The organism is Zobellella sp. DQSA1 (assembly GCF_041950555.1).
Classification (GTDB): Bacteria; Pseudomonadota; Gammaproteobacteria; order Enterobacterales; family Aeromonadaceae; genus Oceanimonas.
In genome coordinates this window covers 267,891-286,495 of record NZ_CP169531.1, presented here as the reverse complement: position 1 = coordinate 286,495, position 18,605 = coordinate 267,891, and the positions used below count along the sequence as shown (strand labels likewise).

The following is an 18,605-nucleotide window of genomic DNA, read 5'->3' as shown; positions in this document are numbered from 1 at the left end:
TCCAAGTAAATAAATTACAGAATTTCCGGTCAACCCTGAAGCGGGATTGACCGGAACCGGGAAAAGTGGCTAGATAAGTGGCAGAAGCGTCATTATTTTGTAATAAATTAACAAAAGAGGCAGATATGGATAATCATGCAGCACTCAGGGCCAACGTTGGTCTGCTGGGGCAGTTGTTGGGCGATACCATCAAGGCCCACCACGGCCAGGCCTTTCTCGACAAGATCGAGACCATCCGCCAGTTGGCCAAGTCGGCCCGGCAAGGCAACCAGGACGATCAGCAGCAGTTACTGAGCACCCTGAAGAACCTGAGTGATGATGAGCTGCTGCCGGTGGCCCGCGCCTTCAGCCAGTTTCTGAACCTGGCCAACGTGGCCGAGCAGTTCCACACCATCTCCCGGGAATACCAGCACAGCGCCGGCCCCAGCCCGCTGCACCAGGTATTCGAGCGGCTCAAGGGCGCCGACATCGACGACAACCGCATCAAGGAGGCGGTGGCTGCCCTGGATATCGAGCTGGTACTTACCGCCCACCCCACGGAAGTGACCCGCCGCACCTTTATCCACAAGCACGTGCAGCTCAACGACTGCCTGGCCGCCCTGGAGCTGGATCTGCCCGAGCCGGAAAAAGCGGAGATCCTGACCCGGGTCGAACAACTGATCGCCCAGGCCTGGCACAGCAACGAGATCCGCTCCCTGCGCCCCACCCCGGTGGACGAGGCCAAATGGGGCTTCGCCGTCATCGAGAACAGCCTCTGGCCCGCCCTGCCCCAGTTTATCCGCCAGCTCGACCAGCAGTTGCACGATCATCTGGGCGTGCGTCTGCCCCTGGACGCGGCGCCGGTGCGTTTCGCCTCCTGGATGGGCGGCGATCGGGACGGCAACCCCTTCGTCACCGCCAAGGTCACCCGGGAAGTGCTGCTGCTCGGCCGCTGGATGGCCAGTTCCCTGTTCCTCAACGACATCCAGGAACTGGTATCCGAGCTGTCCATGTCCCAGGCCAATCGCGAGCTCTACATCCTGAGCGGCGAGAGCGACGAGCCCTACCGGGCGGTGCTGCGCCGGCTGCGTGAAGACCTGCGCGAGACCCTGATGCACCTCAACGCCAAGGTGCAGGGCCAGAAGACCGACGCCCGGGACCTGATCACCACCACCGAACAGCTGCGTGAACCCCTGACGCTGTGCTACCGCTCCCTGCACGAATGCGGCCTCGGCATGATTGCCGACGGCCTGCTGCTGGACGTGATCCGCAAGGTCGCCTGTTTCGGCATCCATTTGCTCAAGCTCGACGTCCGTCAGGACGGCGACCGCCACACCCAGGCCCTGGCCGAGATCACCCGCTACCTGGGCCTCGGCGACTACGCCAACTGGAGCGAGTCCGACAAGCAGTCCTTCCTGCTCAACGAACTCAATTCCCGCCGCCCGCTGCTGCCGCGCCAGTGGCAGCCCTCGGACGACACCAAAGAGGTGCTGGACACCTGCAGGGTCATCGCCGAGCACCCTCAGGATGCCTTCGGCATCTACATCATCTCCATGGCCGGCGCCCCCTCCGACGTGCTGGCGGTACAACTGCTGCTGAAGGAAGCCGGGGTCGGCTTCCCCATGCCGGTGGCGCCACTGTTCGAAACCCTGGACGATCTCAACCGGGGCGCCGAGGTAATCGAGCAGTTGTTCAACCTGCCCTGGTACCGCGGTTACCTGCAGGGCCGTCAATTCGTGATGATCGGCTATTCCGATTCCGCCAAGGACGCAGGCATGATGGCCGCCGGCTGGGCCCAGTACAGCGCCATGGAGCAACTGGTGGCCATCAGCGAGCGGGAAGAGATCAAGCTGACCCTGTTCCACGGCCGGGGCGGCAGCCTGGGCCGGGGCGGCGGCCCCGCCCGCCAGGCGATACTGGCCCAGCCTCCGGGGTCCACCCTGGGCGGCCTGCGGGTCACCGAGCAAGGCGAGATGATCCGCTTCAAGTTCGGCCTGCCCCGGATCGCCATCGACAGCCTGGCGCTCTACGCCAGCGCCGTGCTCGAGGCCAACCTGCTGCCGCCGCCGGAGCCCGAACCCCGGTGGCGCGAACTGATGGACACCATGGCCAGGGTGTCCTGCGATCATTACCGTTCGCTTATTCGCGGCGAGCCCGACTTCGTGCCCTATTTCCGCGCCGCCACCCCCGAGATGGAGCTGGGCAAGCTGCCGCTGGGCTCGCGCCCGGCCAAGCGCAAGCCCGACGGCGGGGTGGAAAGCCTGCGCGCCATCCCCTGGATCTTCGCCTGGACCCAGAACCGGCTGATGCTGCCCGCCTGGCTGGGCGCCCACAAGGGACTGGAGCAGGCCATCAAGAACGGCGAGGAAGGCACCCTGGTGGCGATGAACAAGCACTGGCCCTTCTTCCGCGCCCGTCTGGACATGCTGGAAATGGTGTTCCTCAAGGCCGACCTGGGCCTGGCCGCCTACTACGACAGCGTACTGGTGCCGGAGGCGCTCAAGCCCCTCGGCGTGCGCCTGCGGGAAGAGCTGAAGGCGAGTATGGATCTCATCCTGCAACTGAAGGAAGAAGCCGAGCTGCTGTCAGACCAGCCCTGGATCAAGGAGTCCATCAAGCTGCGCAACCCCTACACAGATCCGCTCAACGTGCTGCAGGCCGAACTGCTCAAGCGTTCCCGCCAGCAGGGCGAGATCCACCCGGTACTGGATCAGGCGCTGATGGTGACCATCGCCGGCATCGCCGCCGGCATGCGCAATACCGGCTGATCCCGTTTCCTCTCAGCAATATTACGACGAAGGGGGCTTGCGCCCCCTTGCTTTATTTGGCTTCAGCCAGTTTCCGCTCTGCGTCTTCCGCCAACGGTTTTTTCGCCCAATAGCCCGCCAGCAGCGAGCCGGAGATATTGTGCCACACGCTGAACAGGGTGCCGGGCAGGGCCGCCGCCGGGGTAAAGAACTTCATTGCCAGGGCGGTGGCCAGGCCGGAGTTCTGCAGGCCGACTTCGAACGCTATGGTACGGCATGTCTTGCGGTCGAACCCCAGCAGGGCGGTGATGCCATAGCCCAGCAGCAGGCCGCAGCTGTTGTGCAATATTACCGCCAGGGCAACAACGGCACCGATCTGCGCCATTTTCTCCGCATTCAACGCCACCACTATGGCGATAATCAGCACAATGGCCAGCATGGACAGCAACGGAAGCACCGGCTCTATCCGCCGTATCAGGCCATGCGCCAGATAGTTGAGCACCACGCCCAGCACTACCGGGGCTACCACCACCTGCAGCAGGCTCACCAGCATGGACTGCACCGGCACATCCACAGTCTGACCCACCAGCAACGCCACCAGTATCGGCGTGAGCACCACCCCGGCCAGGGTGGATACCGCCGTCATCGAAATCGACAGTGCCGTATCGCCCTTTGCCAAATAGCACATCACGTTGGAGGAAGTGCCACCGGCCACGCTGCCTACCAGCAGCATGCCCACCGTCAATTCCGCATCGAAGCCAAACAGCCAGGCGATCAGCAGCGCCACCATCGGCATAACGGAAAACTGCAGCACTACCCCGACCAGCAGCGCCTTTTTATTGGTCAGCACGTTGCGAAAATCACGCAGGCTGAGGGTCAGGCCCATGCACAGCATGATGATGGTCAGCAGCGGTATTATCTGGCCCCTGATCCCGAAAAACAGCTCGGGCTGCAAAAAGGCGAGCACCGACAACAACAGGGCCCACAAGGGGAATAACTGAATAATCAAGGCCAGCATACGATGTCTCTCTGCAAAGAAAAGGGGCTCATCCGGGATCCGGATACGGAGCAATCTTGGTAACACAAAGCCAACGGTCGGACAAGGCGATAAGATGGCAGCAACAACCTTGCACTTTCATTCCCTGATACGACCATGCCCTCTCTCCGAGTGGAACCCGTTCCGCTCCCCGCAAGATAAAACGTCCGCCCAGCCATCGGCGCAACCCCACGAATAGAACAAAAAATAAGCAATCAGCATCTCCGTTAACTATCCTGATCAATGGGTAACCTGACGGCAAAGGAGTGCTGGATGAAACCTAACTACCCCCTATTGGCGGCAGTTTCTGCCGTATTTCTGTTTTCCGCCCAAGAAACGCAAGCAAGGCCGACTTTTTACGCCGGGCTCGACTACGCGCATCTTGATTTCAATCCAACCGAGCAACCCGGAAGCGCTAACCTGCATACGGCGGGCGTACACCTGGGCGTGCAACCCTCCCCTTATCTGGCCGCAGAAATACGGGCCGGTACAGGTATGGGCAGCAAGACCTTCGCGGGCTCGGACGTCAAAATCAATCATTACTACGGAGCCTATTTACTCCCTCAACTCCCGCTGCACAGGTACCTGTCAACCTACCTGGTTGCCGGTACCACCTACGGGAAACTCGAGATAAGTCGCAGCCTGTACGGCCATAACTATACCCGGATCGAAAGGGCGCTGGACTTCAGCTACGGTGCGGGGATACGCATCAAGGACCACGAGCAGAAAGGAGGAGTCTCGATCGCTTTGGAATATACGCGTTTTATCAGTCGCAAAAACGTGGATATCGATGCGCTGCTGATGAGCGTGAGCTACCATTTCTAGCCTGAACGCTCACCACTTGCCAACCGAGCCCGGTCGTCGCAGACTGGGCTTTTTTATGCCGTGGAACTCAAGACGATGACCCCCGCCATCCTGTTTCTGGAACAGCAAAAGGCCACCTTCACCCTGCATCAGTACGACTGCACCGCCCAGGACGACTTCGGCGCCCATGCCGCCGGGCAGCTTAGGGTGCCCCTGGGCCAGGTGTTCAAGACCCTGCTCACCGAAGGCGAGCAGGGTGCCGTGGTGGCTCTGGTGCCCTCCTCCGGCAAGGTCAACCTCAAGCGCCTGGCCAGGGCTGCCGGGGTAAAAAAACTCGACATGATGCCGCCGGTCAAGGCGGAACGGCTCACCGGCTACAAGGTGGGCGGTATCAGCCCCTTCGCCCAGAAGAAGCGGCTGACCACGGTGCTGGACGCCTCGGCGGCAGATTACCCTTATGTACTGGTATCCGGTGGTAAACGGGGCCTGTCGGTAGGGCTGGCCGCCGACGAAATCGCGACCCTGCTGCAGGCCCGGATCGCGGATATCGCCGAGTAGGGGAACACTCATGCCCGGCTCGGCCCAGGGCTGACGCAGAGGCCGACTTGAATGGCTCCGATGTCACAAAGCTGGGCTATGCTGTCAGGACATCGCTACCACAATGAGGAACAGAGTATGGGAATCCTGAGCTGGATTGTCTTCGGGCTGATCGCCGGTTTCCTGGCCAAATTCATCATGCCGGGGCGGGACGGCGGCGGCCTGATCCTGACCATCATACTGGGTATCGCCGGCGCCTTCGTCGGTGGCTGGGTCGGCACCCGGCTGGGTTTCGGCTCGGTCACCGGCTTTAACCTGGGCAGCCTCTTCACCGCCGTGATCGGCGCCCTTATCCTGCTGCTCGCCTATCGGCTTATCAGGAAGTCCTAAATAACGGATCCTCATATCGTTCCATCGACCGGCACATGCCATGGATGGCATGTAACAGCGTACAGCATGTATCAATAACGTGTCGGCGGAGTGAACCCTCTGCTCGACGCCTTCCCGACGAGCAGGCCACCCAGCAAAAAAGGGGCCATCCGGCCCCTTTTTTGATCGGGATAACCCCGAGTTACAGCACGGCGTTGAGGATCAGCACGCCGACCAGGCCGGTGGCCCAGGCCAGGGTGGTGGGGATGGACCAGACGATGATCTGCTGCTTCACGTCCTTGATGCCCATCATGCGGTTGACCACCCAGAACAGGCTGTCGTTGAAGTAACCGAAGAACAGGGAGCCCATGGTCGCCGCCTGGGCCGCCACCAGCATGTTCACACCGGGAATGGTGGTCAGGATAGGCGCCGAGATGGAGGCCGCGGTAATCATCGCCACCGTGCCCGAGCCCTGGATCAGCCGCACCAGGGTGGAGACGATAAAGGGGATCAGCACCGGCGGCATCGGCAGGCCGGCGATCTGCTCGCCCAGCATGGCACCGGCACCGGATTCACGCAGCACCGCACCCAGGGCGCCACCGGCACCGGTGACCAGCAGTATGATGCCGGCGCTCTGCAGGCCTTCTTCCAGATGCTCCATGGTGTCGTGCTTGTTCATCTTGGGCACCAGGGTGTATACCGCCAGCAGCACCGAGATGGACAGGGCGATCACCGGGTGGCCCAGATAGGTGAACAGCTGCACCACCGGGTTCTCGCTCAGGCCGTTCCAGCCGTCGATTTTGGCCAGGGTACCGAACAGGGTGTTGATGAAGATAAGCACTATCGGCGCCAGTATCGGCAGCAACGACAGCAACAGGCTGGGCAGTGCCTTGCCGGCCTTGGCGGCCAGGTACTGGTTATAGCTTTCTTCCAGCTCGGGGCTGTCCTGCACCACCGGCGCATGAAAGTCGGGATACTTGCGACCCAGCCACTGGGCGTAGAGCACGATGACGACCACGCAGGGCAGCGCCAGCACCAGGCCGGCGAGCAGCATGGCGCCCACGTCCACGCCGAACAGGCCGGCCACACCCAGGGGACCCGGCGTGGGCGGCACCGTATGGTGGGTCACCACCAGGCCGCCGGCCAGGGCCACGCCCACGGTCAGCAAGTTGCGCTTGCCCTTCTGCGCCAGTGCCTTGGCGATGGGGTAAAGGATCACGAAGGCGGAGTCCACGAAGATGGGCACCGAGACGATATAGCCGGTGATCGCCATGGCCCACTCTTCCTTCTTCTTGCCCAGCCACTTGATAAAGCTGTAGGCAATCTGCTCGGCGGCGCCCGACACCTCCAGGATGCGGCCCATCATCACGCCCAGGCCGATGACGATACCGATGCTGCCGAGGGTGCCGCCGAAGCCCTTGGTGATCACGTTGACGATGTCCGCCGGCGCCATACCGCCAAAGGCACCGGCAATGCTGGCCGCAGCCAGCATGGCGATCAGCGCGTGCACCCGGGTTTTCACCACCAGGAAAATCAGTACCACTACGGCAACGGCCAGGCCGATCACCGGGGCCAGGGAGCTTGCGTCTGTCATTGTTTGGTTCCTTCCATATCATCGGCAATAAAACGGCGGATCACGCTGTCGAAATCCGTGTCCTGTACAAAGCCCAATTCCTGGGCACGGGTCATGTTGAAACGGCCGGGCCAGCTGGCCACGATGCGCGATACCGCCTCGTCTTCCCGGTAACGGATGCGGGCGCACACCTGGTCGCCGGCCACCCGGCGCAGGGCGTCGATCATCTGCTGCACGGTGACGGTGATGCCCGGCAGGTTGACGGTGCGGCTGACGCCGAAGGCCGCGGCGGGCACCTGGGCGGCCCGCACGAAGTTTTCAATGACGGTAGCCGGGGACGACAGCCACATGGGCAGGCTCAGGGCCACCGGGCAGACGGTAGTGTCGCCCTGCAGCGGCTCGCGGATGAGGCCGCTGGCAAAGGACGAGGCCGCCTGGTTGGGCTTGCCCGGACGCACGCTGATGGTGGGCAGGCGCAGCACCCGACCATCGACGAAGCCCTTGCGGGCATAGTCGTTCACCATCAGCTCGCCCACCGACTTTTCCATGCCGTAAGAAGACTGGGGGCAGACCGCGGTGTTGTCCTGGATCACCTCCGGCAGCTCGCCGCCGAACACCGCCAGGGAGCTGGAGAACACGAAACGGCAACCGGGGGCCTGGTGGCGCGCCGCCTCCAGCAGGTAGCGGGTAGCGTCGATGTTGACCCTGACGCCCAGGTCGAAGTCCGCCTCGGCGTGGCTGCTGACGATGGCCGCCAGGTGGTAGATGAGGCCGGTGTCCGCCGTCACCAGCGCCTGCACCGCCGCCTGGTCGCCCAGATCGGCCTGTACGCATCGCACCCGCTCGTCCGCCAGCGGCGAGGTGGGGACGATGACGTCCGCCAGGGTAAGCCGATCGAACGACATTGGCTGTTGTTGCAGCAACGCCTTGGCCAGGCGCTGGCCAAGGAAGCCCGCACCACCGGTAATGATGATATTCATTTGATTCTCCTCGGTGCTGGAGGGCACCCGATAAGCTACAGAGGTTGGTTTGTAATAATCGTTATTATGCCGAGCCTTATTGACCCACCAGTCGGACCTGCAGGCCCTGTCCGCGCAGCTGTTCCGCCGCCTCTTCCGCCAGGCCGTCGTCGCTGATGATGTCGGTCAACGCCTGCAGCGGGCAGATGCGGAACATGCCGTATTTGCCGTACTTGCTGCTGTCGCTCACCAGTATCCGGCGCCGCGCCACCTTCAGCAGCGCCTGCTTGACCATCACCTTGTTCTCGGTGGGGGTCGACATGCCCCGCTCCAGATCCCAGGAGCTGGAGCTGATAAAGGCCAGATCCAGGTTCAGGCTGGCGAGCAGGGTCGCCGCCGCCTGGCCCACACAGGAGCGGTTGCGGGCGTCCACCAGGCCCCCGGTGTGGAACAGGGTGAGCTGGGGGTACTGCATCAGGTAATGGGCGATGGTGAAGTCGTTGGTCACCACCGTCAGGTTGGCCTTGCGGGCGATGCCCCTGGCCACCTCGAAGGTGGTGGTGCCCGCATCCAGGTAGATCACCTGGCCGTCTTCCACCAGTTCCGCCGCCGCCAGACCGATGGCCACCTTGCTGTTATGATGAATGCTGGCCTTCTCGCTGTAGGCCAGTTCCTGCTTGACCGCATCGTTGAGCCTGACCCCGCCGCTCACCGACACCACCTTGCCTTCGGTTTCCAATTGCTGGATGTCGCGGCGCACCGTCATGTGCGACACATCCAGCTCCTGGGCCAGTTCGTTGATCGGCACTATGTTGCGCTCGTGCACATAGCGGTAGATATAGTCGCGGCGTTCGGCGGGGATCATGGCTTACTCCTTGCTCGCCCAGGGCGCGAACCAGCCCAGACCCGCCTCGGTGTTGCCGCGCGGGCGGTATTCGCAGCCCAGGAAACCGTCGTAGCCCTTGGTGTCCAGGTAGTCGAACAGCCAGGGGTAGTTGACCTCGCCCTGATCCGGCTCGTGGCGCTCGGGCACGGAGGCAATCTGGATATGGCTGAACTTGCCCCACAGCCGGTCGATGGTGCGGGTGAGATCCCCTTCCATGATCTGGCAGTGGTAGAGATCGAGCTGGATCTTCACGTTGGGTCGGTCGATCTCCTCCAGCAGCGCCTCGGCCTGTACCTGGGTGGAGAGGAAATAGCCGGGCATGTCGCGGCCGTTAATGGGCTCAATCAGCACCATAATATCCTTTTTGGCTGCTTCATCCGCCGCATAGCGGATATTGGCCACATAGGTAGCCTGCTGCCGCTCGCGGCTCACCCCGGGCCGGCACAGGCCGGCCATGGCGTGCAACTGGGGGCAACCCAACGCCTCGGCGTAATCCAGGGTGGTGGCCACGCCGGCACGGAATTCCGCTTCCCGGCCGGGCAGCGAGGCCAGGCCGCGCTCGCCCGCCGCCCAGTCGCCGGGAGGCATGTTGAACAGCGCCTGGGTCAAACCATGGCGCTTGAGCTCGGCGGCGACAGCGTCCTTCTCCTCGGCATAGGGAAACAGGTATTCCACCGCGGTAAAGCCGGCGGCGCGGGCCGCCCCGAAGCGCGCCAGAAAGGGCACCTCGGTAAACATCATCGACAGGTTGGCAGCAAATCGGGCCATTGTTCGCTCCTTACATCTTGCCTTTGAATACCTGCTCCAGCTCCGCCACCTGATCGTCGGTCAGGGTGCGCATGGGGCCGTTGCGCAGGATGAAATACAGCCGGGCGGTCTCTTCCAGTTCCTCGGCGTTGAACATGGCCTCGCGCAGGTTCTTGCCGCTGATCACCGGGCCGTGGTTGGCCAGCAGCACCGAACCGTGCTCGCCGGCCAGCTTGCCCAGCTCCTCGGCGATGCGCGGGCTGCCGGGGCGAAAATAGGGGATCAGCGGCAGCTTGCCCACCCGCATCACGTAGTAGGGGGTGATGGGCGGCAGGCAGTTGGCCGGGTCCAGCCCATCCACGCAGGACAGGGCGGTCAGGTAGGGCGAGTGCAGGTGCACTATGCCGCCGGCCTGGGGCCGCTGCTGGTACATGGCGATGTGCATCAGCACTTCCTTGGAGGGCTTGTCGCCGTCCAGGTGATTGCCGTTCATGTCCACCTTGCTCAGGCGATCCGGATCCAGATCGCCGAAGCTGGTGTTGGTGGGGGTGGCCAGCAGGTTGCCGTCGGGCAGTTTCAGGCTCAGGTTGCCCGCCCCACCGCTGCTGTAGCCGCGCTCGAACATGGATTTGGCGGTCTTCACCATCTCCAGGCGCAGGGAAAATTCAGTCATGGTAAAGCTCCTGGGCATTGCCGAAGAAGTGCTCGTCACCGAAGTTGCCCGACTTGAGCGCCAGCGACAGCGGCTTGTCGAGGGCCCGCACCCAGGGCACGCCCGGGGCGATCTGCGGACCGATGTGGAAGCCGGTCACCGCCAGCGCCTGGGTGACAACGCCGGAGGTCTCGCCACCGGCCACGATAAATTGGCTGAAATCCTGGCCGGCCAGGCGGGCGGCCACGGCGGCAAAGACCCCTTCCACCGCCTCGCTGGCCCGGGCCGCGCCGTACTCGGCCTGGATGCGGGAAAGCGCGGCCGCGGGCTGGGTCGCGTACAGCATGGGCGCCGGGGTAGCAGCCTGGGCTTCGACCCAGTCGGCCAGCTCGGCGGCGTAGGCCGCGGGCGCCTCGATGCAACGGGCCACCTCCACCCGTCGGTGCGGCGCACGGTGCTTATAGGCCGCCACCTGGGCGTTGGTCATCAGGGAGCAGGAGCCGGACAGCACCACGGTACGGCCACCGGCCACCGGTGCGCCCAGCTCCCGGGCCTGGGCCGCGCCCTGGCCGCCGGTGGCGAAACGGGCCAGGCCCGCCCCCAGGCCGGAACCGCCGGTCACCAGCACGAGTTCGCTCACCGCCTCGCCCAGCACCGGCAGATCGGCCATGGTCAGGGTGTCCAGCACCGCGTAATTCACGCCCTCGGCCTTGAGCTCCGCGAGCCTGGCCTTGACTGCGGCGGGCCCGGCCAACACGGAGTGATAGTCCGCCAGCCCGAGTCTCCCCTTGGCCTGGGCGGCCATCAGCCGCTGCAGGTTGGCATCCGTCATGGGGGTCACCGGGTGATCCTTCATGCCGGACTCGTTGAGCGGCACCCCGTTCACGAACAGGTTGCCGTGGCAGACGGTGCGGCCGTTCACCGGCAGCGCCGGGCAAATCACGGTGAAGCTCTCGCCCAGCGCCGCCAGCAGGGCGTCGGTCACCGGGCCGATATTGCCTTCGGCGGTGGAATCGAAGGTGGAGCAGTACTTGAAGAAGAAGCGGTCGCAACCCAGCACCTTGAGCCGTTCCAGCGCCGCCAGGGAGTCGGCCACCGCCTGCTCCACCGCGCAGGATCGGCTCTTCAGGGAGATGACCACGGCGTCCACGTCCGCCGGTATCTCGGCGGGGCCATGACCGATCAGCTGGGTTACGCGCCAGCCGTTTTCCACCATAAAGCCGGCGATGTCGGTGGCGCCGGTGAAGTCGTCGGCGATAACACCCAGACGTTGTGTCATTTACTTGCCCTCCGGCAGGCGGATGCCCTTGAAGGTCTTGACCACGGCGGCGTCGTCTTCACGACCGTAGCCCTCGTTGCTGGCGGCCAGGAACATCTGGTGGGCGGCGGAGGCCAACGGCAGCGGGAATTTCATCTGGTGGGCACTGTCCAGCACTATGCCCAAGTCCTTGACGAAGATGTCGACGCTGGAACGCGGCGCATAATCCCCTTCCAGGATGTGCGGCACCCGGTTCTCGAACATCCAGGAGTTGCCGGCGCTGTGGGTAACCACTTCGAACATCAGCTCCAGCGGGATCTCCGCCTTGGCAGCCATGGCCATGGCTTCGGCGGCGGCGGCGATATGCACCCCGGCCAGCAGTTGGTGGATGGTCTTGACGGTGCTGCCCTGGCCGATGTCGGGCCCGATTACGTAGAGCCTTTCGGCCACGGCGTCGAACAGCCCCTTGGCCTGTTCGAACAGCTCAGGCTTGCCCGAGGCCATCACCGAAAGCTTGCCTTCGGCGGCCTTGACGGCGCCGCCGGAGATGGGCGCGTCGATCATCTCCAGGCCCAGGGCGGCCAGGCGCCGGTGGATAGATTGGGTCTGGGTGGCGGCCATGGTGCTGCTGACGATGACCAGGCTGCCCGGCCGCAGGGCCTGGGCCACGCCCTGCTCGCCGAACAGCACCGCCTCCACCTGGGCGCCGTTCACCACCACCAGCATCAGGGCGTCGAGCCGATCCGCGTAGGGCAGCGCCGAGGGACCGGTGCCGGCGGCGCCGACCTCGGCCAGACGAGCGCAGGCGTCGGTGTTCAGGTCAAAACCATAGGTATCGAAGCCGGCGCGGATCAGGGACTGGGCCATGCCCATGCCCATGGAGCCGAGGCCGACCAGGCCAATACGGGAAAGTGCGCTCATCTGTGTTACTCCCAAGCTGTGAACTACTGTGATGAATGCATTATCGATCACATATCATCACAGTGAATGCCGGGATCTCACAAAACAGCAAAACCAGAAAAAACAACAAATGGTTGATTTAAAAGATATTAAACGAAATCGCGTCATAACAATTATTCACAAAATAATGTGAAAAATAATGTGAAGAAGATCGCGTAAAGACTCCGCCAGGACCGGGATACCAAAATCAACCCATTGAAAACATAAGATAACTTGGTGTTGTGAAAAGGGTGCTCCGGGCGGCCGGAACGACGAACCGAATGGCGGGAGAAAAACACGGATGCAGGGAGGCACTGGATCCTGCCGGCAGAGCCGGCCCTGTTTTGTCTGTTCTCCTGGCCGTAACAGACAAGCTTCGCGAAGATCGTAAACCGCTTCAAAGCCCCCCGCGGAGGCGACCAGCGTTACACAACGGTGTTGGCAGGGGCCGATCCGGGGAAAAACGGATGATGGACGTTGTCAACACACCGAGGCTCCCTTGCGGGAGCCTCCTTGCCTTACAGGGTGGCCAGCAGCTGCCACAGATCCGCCTGCATGGCGGCGGCGGTGACTTCCCGGCCGGCGCCGGGCCCCTGGATCACCAGGGGGTTCTGGCGGTAGTGCTGGGTCTCGATGGCGAACACATTATCGCCGGGTCGCAAGTGGGCGAAGGCATGCTCGTCGGACACCACCTCCAGCCCCACACTGGCCTCGCCGCTCTGGGCATCGAAGCGGGCCACGTGGCGCAGCACCCCACCTTCTTCCCGGGCCTGGGCCAGGGCTTCGGCCAGGGGCTGGTCCAGTTCGTCCAGCCGGTCGATAAAGCGCTCCTTGTCCAGCGTCGCCAGCGACTCGGGCACCAGGTTGCTGACCCTGACCCGGGCCGGATCCAGGTCGAAGCCCGCTTCCCGAGCCAGTATCACCAGCTTGCGCTTCACGTCCTGGCCGTTCAGATCCTCCCGGGGGTCCGGCTCGGTCAAGCCCTGCTGCCAGGCCTGCAGCACCAGCTCGGAGAAGGGTTGGCTGCCGTCGAAGTGCTGGAACAGCCAGCTCAGGGTACCGGAGAAAAGGCCGCTGATGGCGCGGATCTGCTCGCCCGAGTGGCGCAACTGGTGGATGGCGGTCTGCACCGGCAGGCCGGCGCCCACGGTGGCATTGCTGAGAAACTGCACCCGGTGTTCGGCCAGGCTCTGCTTGAGCCGCAGGTAGAACGCCTGCTCCGCCGCCCCCGCCAGCTTGTTGGCGGCGATAAGGTGCACATGGCGCTGCACCAGGGCCGGATAGTACTGTACCAGCGCTTCGGAAGCGGTGAAGTCCAGGGCGACCAGGCTGTCGAAGCCGTGCTCCTCCAGCTCTTCCAGCCAGTCGGGCCAGACGATGGACCTGGGCTGGAAGTCGTTCAGCACCTGCCCCACCTCCAGCCCTTGGCTGGCCAGCATGCCGCCCTGGGAAGCGAAGGCGCCATAGAGACTGAGCTGCACGTTCAGTTCCTGCTCCAGCCGCGCCTTCTGCTCCTGGTACAGCCTGAGCCAGGCCTGGCCGATGTTGCCCCGACCGAACAGCACCAGGCCGACCCGCCTGGGCCGGCTGAACAGACTCTGGTGCAGGCGCAGCAGCAGCGGATCCAGCACCACCTTGCGCACCACCCCCACCAGGCTGAGGCCGTTTTTCGCCGGCTGGATAAACTCCAGCGGCTGTTCGTTGAGGGCATGGTAGAAGTGCAGGCACTGCTCGGCCTGGGCGGTGACGCCCTTGCCCACCAGGGCCACCAGGGAGAAGCCTTCCCGTAGTTGCAGCCCTTCGAAGCCGCCGGCGGGCTGATGATCCCTGAGCAGGGAGAAGGCCTGTTCGGCCTGCTCCCGGGTATAGGCTATCTGCCACAGCTGGCGCTCGGGCCGACGCTTGCAGGCCAGGGGCGCCAGCTCACGCCGGGTCAGCCAGTCGGTGAGGGCGTCCACCGTCTCCTGGTAGCGGGCGGGAATGGTCATCTCCAGCAGCACGGCGTCGTCCACCGCGGTGACGATACGTGCGCCCTGGGCCCGTTGCGGCTGCCGCAATATGCGGGTATGGCCGTCGTCCGGATGGTAACTGCAGCGCAGCATCAACTGCTGGCGGCTGGCGGCCACCGGGCCCAGGGTGCGGCTGTGCAGCACCGGCGAGCCCAGGCGAGCCAGTTCGGCGGCTTCGGGCAGCGACAGCCGGGCCAGCAGCCGGGCCTCCTTCACCCGCCGCGGATCGGCGCTGAACACCCCGGGCACGTCGCTCCAGATGGTGGCGTGGCTACTGTCGGCCAGGGATGCCAGCAGGGTGGCGCTGAAGTCGGAACCGTTGCGCCCCAACAGCCGGGTACGACCTTCGGCGTCGGCGGCGATAAAGCCGGTCACCACCAGTATCTGGTTCTGGTGCTCGGCCAGTATGGCGCCCAGGCGGCGGCGGGACTCGGCCTCGTCCACCCGCACCGGCGAGCCGGACACCAGCAGGAAGCGGCGGGCGTCCAGGCTGGCCGCCTGCAGGCCCTGGCCGGCGAGCAGCCGGGCCAGCAGGCGGGAGGACCAGACTTCGCCGAACGACTGGATCTGGCTGCGCTGGAAGTCGTCCAGGCGGCTTTGTTCCAGCACGGCGGCGATGGTCTGGATGTCGTCGTCCAGGGCCGCCAACAGGGGCGCGGCGCCGGTTTCATCCAGGGTAGTCTCGATCAGGTTGCGCTGAAAGCCGTGCAGGCCCTCCAGCGCCTCGGGGGCCGCACTGTCACCGCTGGTGAACAGGTTGAGCAGTTCGATCAACCGGTTGGTGGTCTTGCCCGGTGCCGACACCACGATCAGGGCGTCGAGCTGGGCCAGGTTGCGGATGATGCCGGCCACCCGGTGAAAACAGGCGGCGTCGGCCAGGCTGCTGCCGCCAAACTTGTGGACCGGGCGCTGCTGGCCGCCGGTATCATTCTGGAGCATGGTCATTTACTTGGTTAACGCCTTGAATGCATTGTCTAAATCATGAATGAGGTCGCGCACGTCCTCGATCCCCACGGATACCCGCAGCAGTTGGTTGCTGATACCGGCGGCGGCGCGGGCTTCTTCGGTCATGGCCGCGTGGGTCATGGTGGCCGGGTGGGCGATCAGGCTTTCCACCCCGCCCAGGGACTCGGCCAGGGAGAACAGCTGCAACTGCTGCAGGAAGGCCTTCATGCCTGCCTCGTTCACGTCCAGCTCGAAGCTGAGCATGGCGCCGAAGCCGGACTGCTGGCGGGCGGCGACCTCGTGGCCGGGGTTGCCGGGCAGGCTGGGATGATACACCGCCTTCACCTCGGGCCGGCCCTGCAGGTAGGCCACCAGGGCCGCGGCGTTCTCACAGTGCTGACGCATGCGCACGCCCAGGGTACGCAGGCCGCGCAGGGTCAGGTAGCTGTCGAAGGGCGAGCCGGTCAGGCCCAGGCAGTTGGCCCACCAGCGCAGTTCCTCCGCCAGTTGGGCATCGGCGGCCACCACGGCGCCGCCCAGCACGTCCGAGTGGCCGTTGATGTATTTGGTGGTGGAGTGCACCACCAGGTCTGCGCCCAGTTTCAGCGGCTGCTGCAGCGCCGGCGACAGGAAGGTGTTGTCCACCACCGAGAGGGCGCCGATGTCTTTCGCCGCGGCACAGAGGGCGGCGATGTCTACCACCCGCAGCAGCGGGTTGGACGGGGTTTCAATCCACAGGATCTTCGGCTTTTGGGCCAGGGCCTCGGCCAGGGCGGCGGGGTCGTTCTGATCCACGTACTCCACCCGGAAGTTGCCCTTTTTCGCCAGGGAGTTGAACAGCCGGTGGCTGCCGCCATAGCAGTCGTGGGGCGCCAGCAGCAGGTCACCGGCCTGCAGCTGGGAGGTGATGATCAGGTTGATGGCGCCCATGCCGGTGGAGGTGACCGCCGCGCCCGCGCCGGCTTCCAGCCGGGTCAGGGCCTCGATCAGGGTCTGCCGGGTGGGGTTACCGGAACGGGTGTAGTCGAACTGGCGCGGCTGGTTATAATCGGCAAACGAATAAGTGCTGGTGAGGTAGACCGGCGGCACCACGGCACCATGCTGGGTGTCGGTATCGATGCCGGTACGAACGGCGTAAGTCTGGGTCTGGTAGTCGGGCATGTCCTCTCCTTTGCACGCTGGCAGCCTGATATCTGGAATTTCCAAGAGGCGCACAGTAACTCAGCAGAGAAGAGCCGTCAAGCCTTCCGGACGTCTAAAAGGCTTTGTGGTTGGATTGCCAATAAAAAATGTAGGGGTTACAATCCGTTCCGGATTTTTAACCTTATTTAGTGGGTGCATGATGAAAACTGAATGGAACGGCGACTATATCAGCCCTTACGCCGAGCACGGCAAGAAAAATGAACAGGTCAAGAAGATCACCGTCTCCATACCGCTCAAGGTGCTGAAGATTCTCACCGACGAGCGCACCCGCCGCCAGGTCAACAACCTGCGCCACGCCACCAACAGCGAACTGCTGTGCGAAGCCTTCCTGCACGCCTACACCGGCCAGCCCCTGCCCCAGGACGACGACCTGCGCAAGGACGTACCCGACCAGATCCCCGCCCAGGCACGGGAAATCATGGCCGAGCTGGGCATCGAAATCGAAGATTACGCCATCGACGACGAATAATAACGCCCGGCGGCGTTATTCCTTGCCGCCCGTTACCAGTATCTGCTGCCAGGGCAATCCCTCGTCCCCCAGGGTAATGAAATTGGGGTTGGTCAGGCTGTCCCGCAGGTTATAACTGAGCCGGTCCAGGCTCAGATCCAGGATCCTTCCCCCCGCCTCTTCCACTATGCACTGGGTCGCACCGGTATCCCACTCGCCGGTGGGGCCAATGCGCATGTATAAATCGGCCTCCCCTTCCGCCACCAGGCAGGACTTGAGCGAACTCGACCCCAGGGGCACCAGCTGATAGTCCAGCTCGCTGCTCAGCCGGGAACGCACCCAGGCCACGTCCTGCCGGCGGCTGATGGCGATACGCAGGCTGGTAAGCGCCGCCTGCCGGTCGTGATGACGGGCATGGATGCGCCTGGTGGTGCCTTCCGCCTCCTTGAATGCACCATGTTCGTGCACCGCGTAATACAGCAGATCCTGTACCGGTGCATAGACCACCCCCAGCACCGGCCGGCCGTGCTCGACCAGGGCGATCATGGTGGAAAAATCACCACTGCCGGCGATGAACTCCTGGGTGCCGTCCAGCGGGTCCACCAGCCAGTAGCGCGGCCAGCCGCGGCGTTCTGCCAGCGGAATGTCCCCCCCCTCTTCCGACAGCACCGGAATGTCGGCCAGCTCGCGCAGGGCCTGATCGAGATAGGCGTGCGCCGCCAGATCGGCGCTGGTGACCGGGCTGTCGTCGTCTTTTTGTTCAGCCTGGTAGTGGCCACTGTCGTACAGCGTCAGTATGCGGCGGCCCGCGTCGCGGGCCGCCGCCTTGACGCCAGGCAGCAAGGCAGTGATATCCATGGTTACTCCTCTTTATTGAGCCAGTCCTGCAGCAGAAACAGGCCGCAGATACTGCGCGCCTCGCTGAAGTCGGGCCGAGCCATCAACTGATCCAGTTGGTCCAGCGGCCAGGGCACCACTTCCAGCGGTTCCGGCTCGTCCCCCTCGCGTTGTTCGGGATACAAATCCCGTGCCAATAAGATATCCATGCGACTGCCAAAATAACCGGGTGCCAGGGTCACCTGCTTGAGGTGGGTCAGTTGCCGCGCCCCGTAGCCGATTTCTTCCATCAGTTCCCGGTTACCCGCCTCCATGGCGTCTTCTCCCGGATCGATCAACCCCTTGGGGAAGCCCAGCTCATAACTGTGAGTACCGGCGGAATATTCGCGGATCAGCAACAGGGTGTCTTCGTCCATCAAGGGCACCAGCATCACGGCACCTCGGCCGCTGCTGCGCATGCGCTCATAGACCCGCTCCACACCATTGCTGAATTTCAAATGGACCGATTCCACCTTGAACAGGCGGCTTTCGGCCACCAGTTCCGTATGCAGTATCTCTGGTTTCTGTTTGTCGTCCGCCATGCCTGTCTCGTCATTATGTTCACTCTCTATTCAGAGGTTATCGCAACTGGGCAGAAACGTCTGCCCACAAGTTGCCGGAACCGGGGTTTTGCCCTC

General features: G+C 63.7%; 17 protein-coding genes. 5 read left to right on the top strand and 12 right to left on the bottom strand.

What is annotated here, in order from left to right; translation table 11 throughout:
• The first annotated feature begins 125 nt into the window (after window positions 1-125).
• On the top strand, window positions 126-2,747 hold the full coding sequence (gene ppc, locus ACEVBK_RS01385) for a phosphoenolpyruvate carboxylase (protein ID WP_375056861.1): 2,622 nt from the start codon (window positions 126-128) through the stop codon (window positions 2,745-2,747).
• Window positions 2,748-2,799: 52 nt separating this feature from the next.
• Here the strand turns inward: ppc and ACEVBK_RS01380 are convergent, their stop codons facing one another.
• The gene (locus tag ACEVBK_RS01380) at window positions 2,800-3,744 is read right to left on the bottom strand and encodes a bile acid:sodium symporter family protein (protein ID WP_375056860.1); all 945 of its coding nucleotides are present in this window, start codon (window positions 3,742-3,744) and stop codon (window positions 2,800-2,802) included.
• Between the two features lie 291 nt (window positions 3,745-4,035).
• Here ACEVBK_RS01380 and ACEVBK_RS01375 point away from each other — a divergent pair, with 291 nt between their 5' ends.
• From ACEVBK_RS01375 to ACEVBK_RS01365, 3 genes are all read left to right on the top strand, one after another.
• Window positions 4,036-4,587 (top strand): porin family protein, encoded by a 552-nt coding sequence (locus ACEVBK_RS01375; protein WP_375056859.1) that lies wholly within the window; start codon window positions 4,036-4,038, stop codon window positions 4,585-4,587.
• Between the two features lie 75 nt (window positions 4,588-4,662).
• Window positions 4,663-5,124, top strand: coding sequence for a Cys-tRNA(Pro) deacylase (gene ybaK, locus ACEVBK_RS01370; RefSeq protein ID WP_375056858.1), 462 nt, complete (start codon window positions 4,663-4,665; stop codon window positions 5,122-5,124).
• Between the two features lie 117 nt (window positions 5,125-5,241).
• Window positions 5,242-5,493 carry a GlsB/YeaQ/YmgE family stress response membrane protein gene (locus ACEVBK_RS01365; RefSeq protein WP_375056857.1) on the top strand — a complete coding sequence of 84 codons (252 nt, stop codon included), beginning with the start codon at window positions 5,242-5,244 and terminating at the stop codon, window positions 5,491-5,493.
• Between the two features lie 181 nt (window positions 5,494-5,674).
• On the opposite strand, the gene ACEVBK_RS01360 is transcribed toward ACEVBK_RS01365, so the two are convergent.
• The 9 genes from ACEVBK_RS01360 to metB form a co-directional block, all read right to left on the bottom strand.
• A complete protein-coding gene (locus tag ACEVBK_RS01360; RefSeq protein ID WP_375056856.1) occupies window positions 5,675-7,066 on the bottom strand; it encodes a GntP family permease in 1,392 nt (463 codons plus the stop codon).
• Window positions 7,063-8,025, bottom strand: a complete 963-nt coding sequence (denD, locus tag ACEVBK_RS01355) for a D-erythronate dehydrogenase (RefSeq protein WP_375056855.1) — start codon at window positions 8,023-8,025, stop codon at window positions 7,063-7,065. The genes ACEVBK_RS01360 and denD overlap by 4 nt, the downstream gene beginning before the upstream one ends.
• Window positions 8,026-8,101: 76 nt before the next feature.
• On the bottom strand, window positions 8,102-8,869 hold the full coding sequence (locus ACEVBK_RS01350; RefSeq protein WP_375056854.1) for a DeoR/GlpR family DNA-binding transcription regulator: 768 nt from the start codon (window positions 8,867-8,869) through the stop codon (window positions 8,102-8,104).
• A gap of 3 nt (window positions 8,870-8,872) precedes the next feature.
• Entirely contained in the window at window positions 8,873-9,658 is a 786-nt protein-coding gene (gene otnI / locus ACEVBK_RS01345) for a 2-oxo-tetronate isomerase (RefSeq protein WP_375056853.1), read from the bottom strand.
• Window positions 9,659-9,668: 10 nt separating this feature from the next.
• Window positions 9,669-10,310: an aldolase gene (locus ACEVBK_RS01340; protein WP_375056852.1), complete on the bottom strand. Its 642-nt coding sequence runs from the start codon at window positions 10,308-10,310 to the stop codon at window positions 9,669-9,671.
• On the bottom strand, window positions 10,303-11,568 hold the full coding sequence (otnK, locus tag ACEVBK_RS01335; RefSeq protein WP_375056851.1) for a 3-oxo-tetronate kinase: 1,266 nt from the start codon (window positions 11,566-11,568) through the stop codon (window positions 10,303-10,305). The genes ACEVBK_RS01340 and otnK overlap by 8 nt, the downstream gene beginning before the upstream one ends.
• The gene (gene ltnD, locus ACEVBK_RS01330; protein WP_375056850.1) at window positions 11,569-12,468 is read right to left on the bottom strand and encodes an L-threonate dehydrogenase; all 900 of its coding nucleotides are present in this window, start codon (window positions 12,466-12,468) and stop codon (window positions 11,569-11,571) included. It abuts the gene before it with no gap.
• 536 nt (window positions 12,469-13,004) lie between these two features.
• A complete protein-coding gene (metL, locus tag ACEVBK_RS01325; protein ID WP_375056849.1) occupies window positions 13,005-15,434 on the bottom strand; it encodes a bifunctional aspartate kinase/homoserine dehydrogenase II in 2,430 nt (809 codons plus the stop codon).
• 6 nt (window positions 15,435-15,440) lie between these two features.
• A complete protein-coding gene (gene metB / locus ACEVBK_RS01320; RefSeq protein WP_375056848.1) occupies window positions 15,441-16,601 on the bottom strand; it encodes a cystathionine gamma-synthase in 1,161 nt (386 codons plus the stop codon).
• 181 nt (window positions 16,602-16,782) lie between these two features.
• Between metB and metJ the strand changes: the two genes are divergently transcribed.
• On the top strand, window positions 16,783-17,112 hold the full coding sequence (gene metJ, locus ACEVBK_RS01315) for a met regulon transcriptional regulator MetJ (protein WP_202084975.1): 330 nt from the start codon (window positions 16,783-16,785) through the stop codon (window positions 17,110-17,112).
• A 15-nt stretch (window positions 17,113-17,127) separates the two neighbouring features.
• On the opposite strand, the gene cysQ is transcribed toward metJ, so the two are convergent.
• Window positions 17,128-17,949, bottom strand: coding sequence for a 3'(2'),5'-bisphosphate nucleotidase CysQ (gene cysQ, locus ACEVBK_RS01310; RefSeq protein WP_375056847.1), 822 nt, complete (start codon window positions 17,947-17,949; stop codon window positions 17,128-17,130).
• A gap of 2 nt (window positions 17,950-17,951) precedes the next feature.
• Window positions 17,952-18,509 (bottom strand): ADP compounds hydrolase NudE, encoded by a 558-nt coding sequence (nudE, locus tag ACEVBK_RS01305; RefSeq protein WP_375056846.1) that lies wholly within the window; start codon window positions 18,507-18,509, stop codon window positions 17,952-17,954.
• Window positions 18,510-18,605 lie beyond the last annotated feature (96 nt).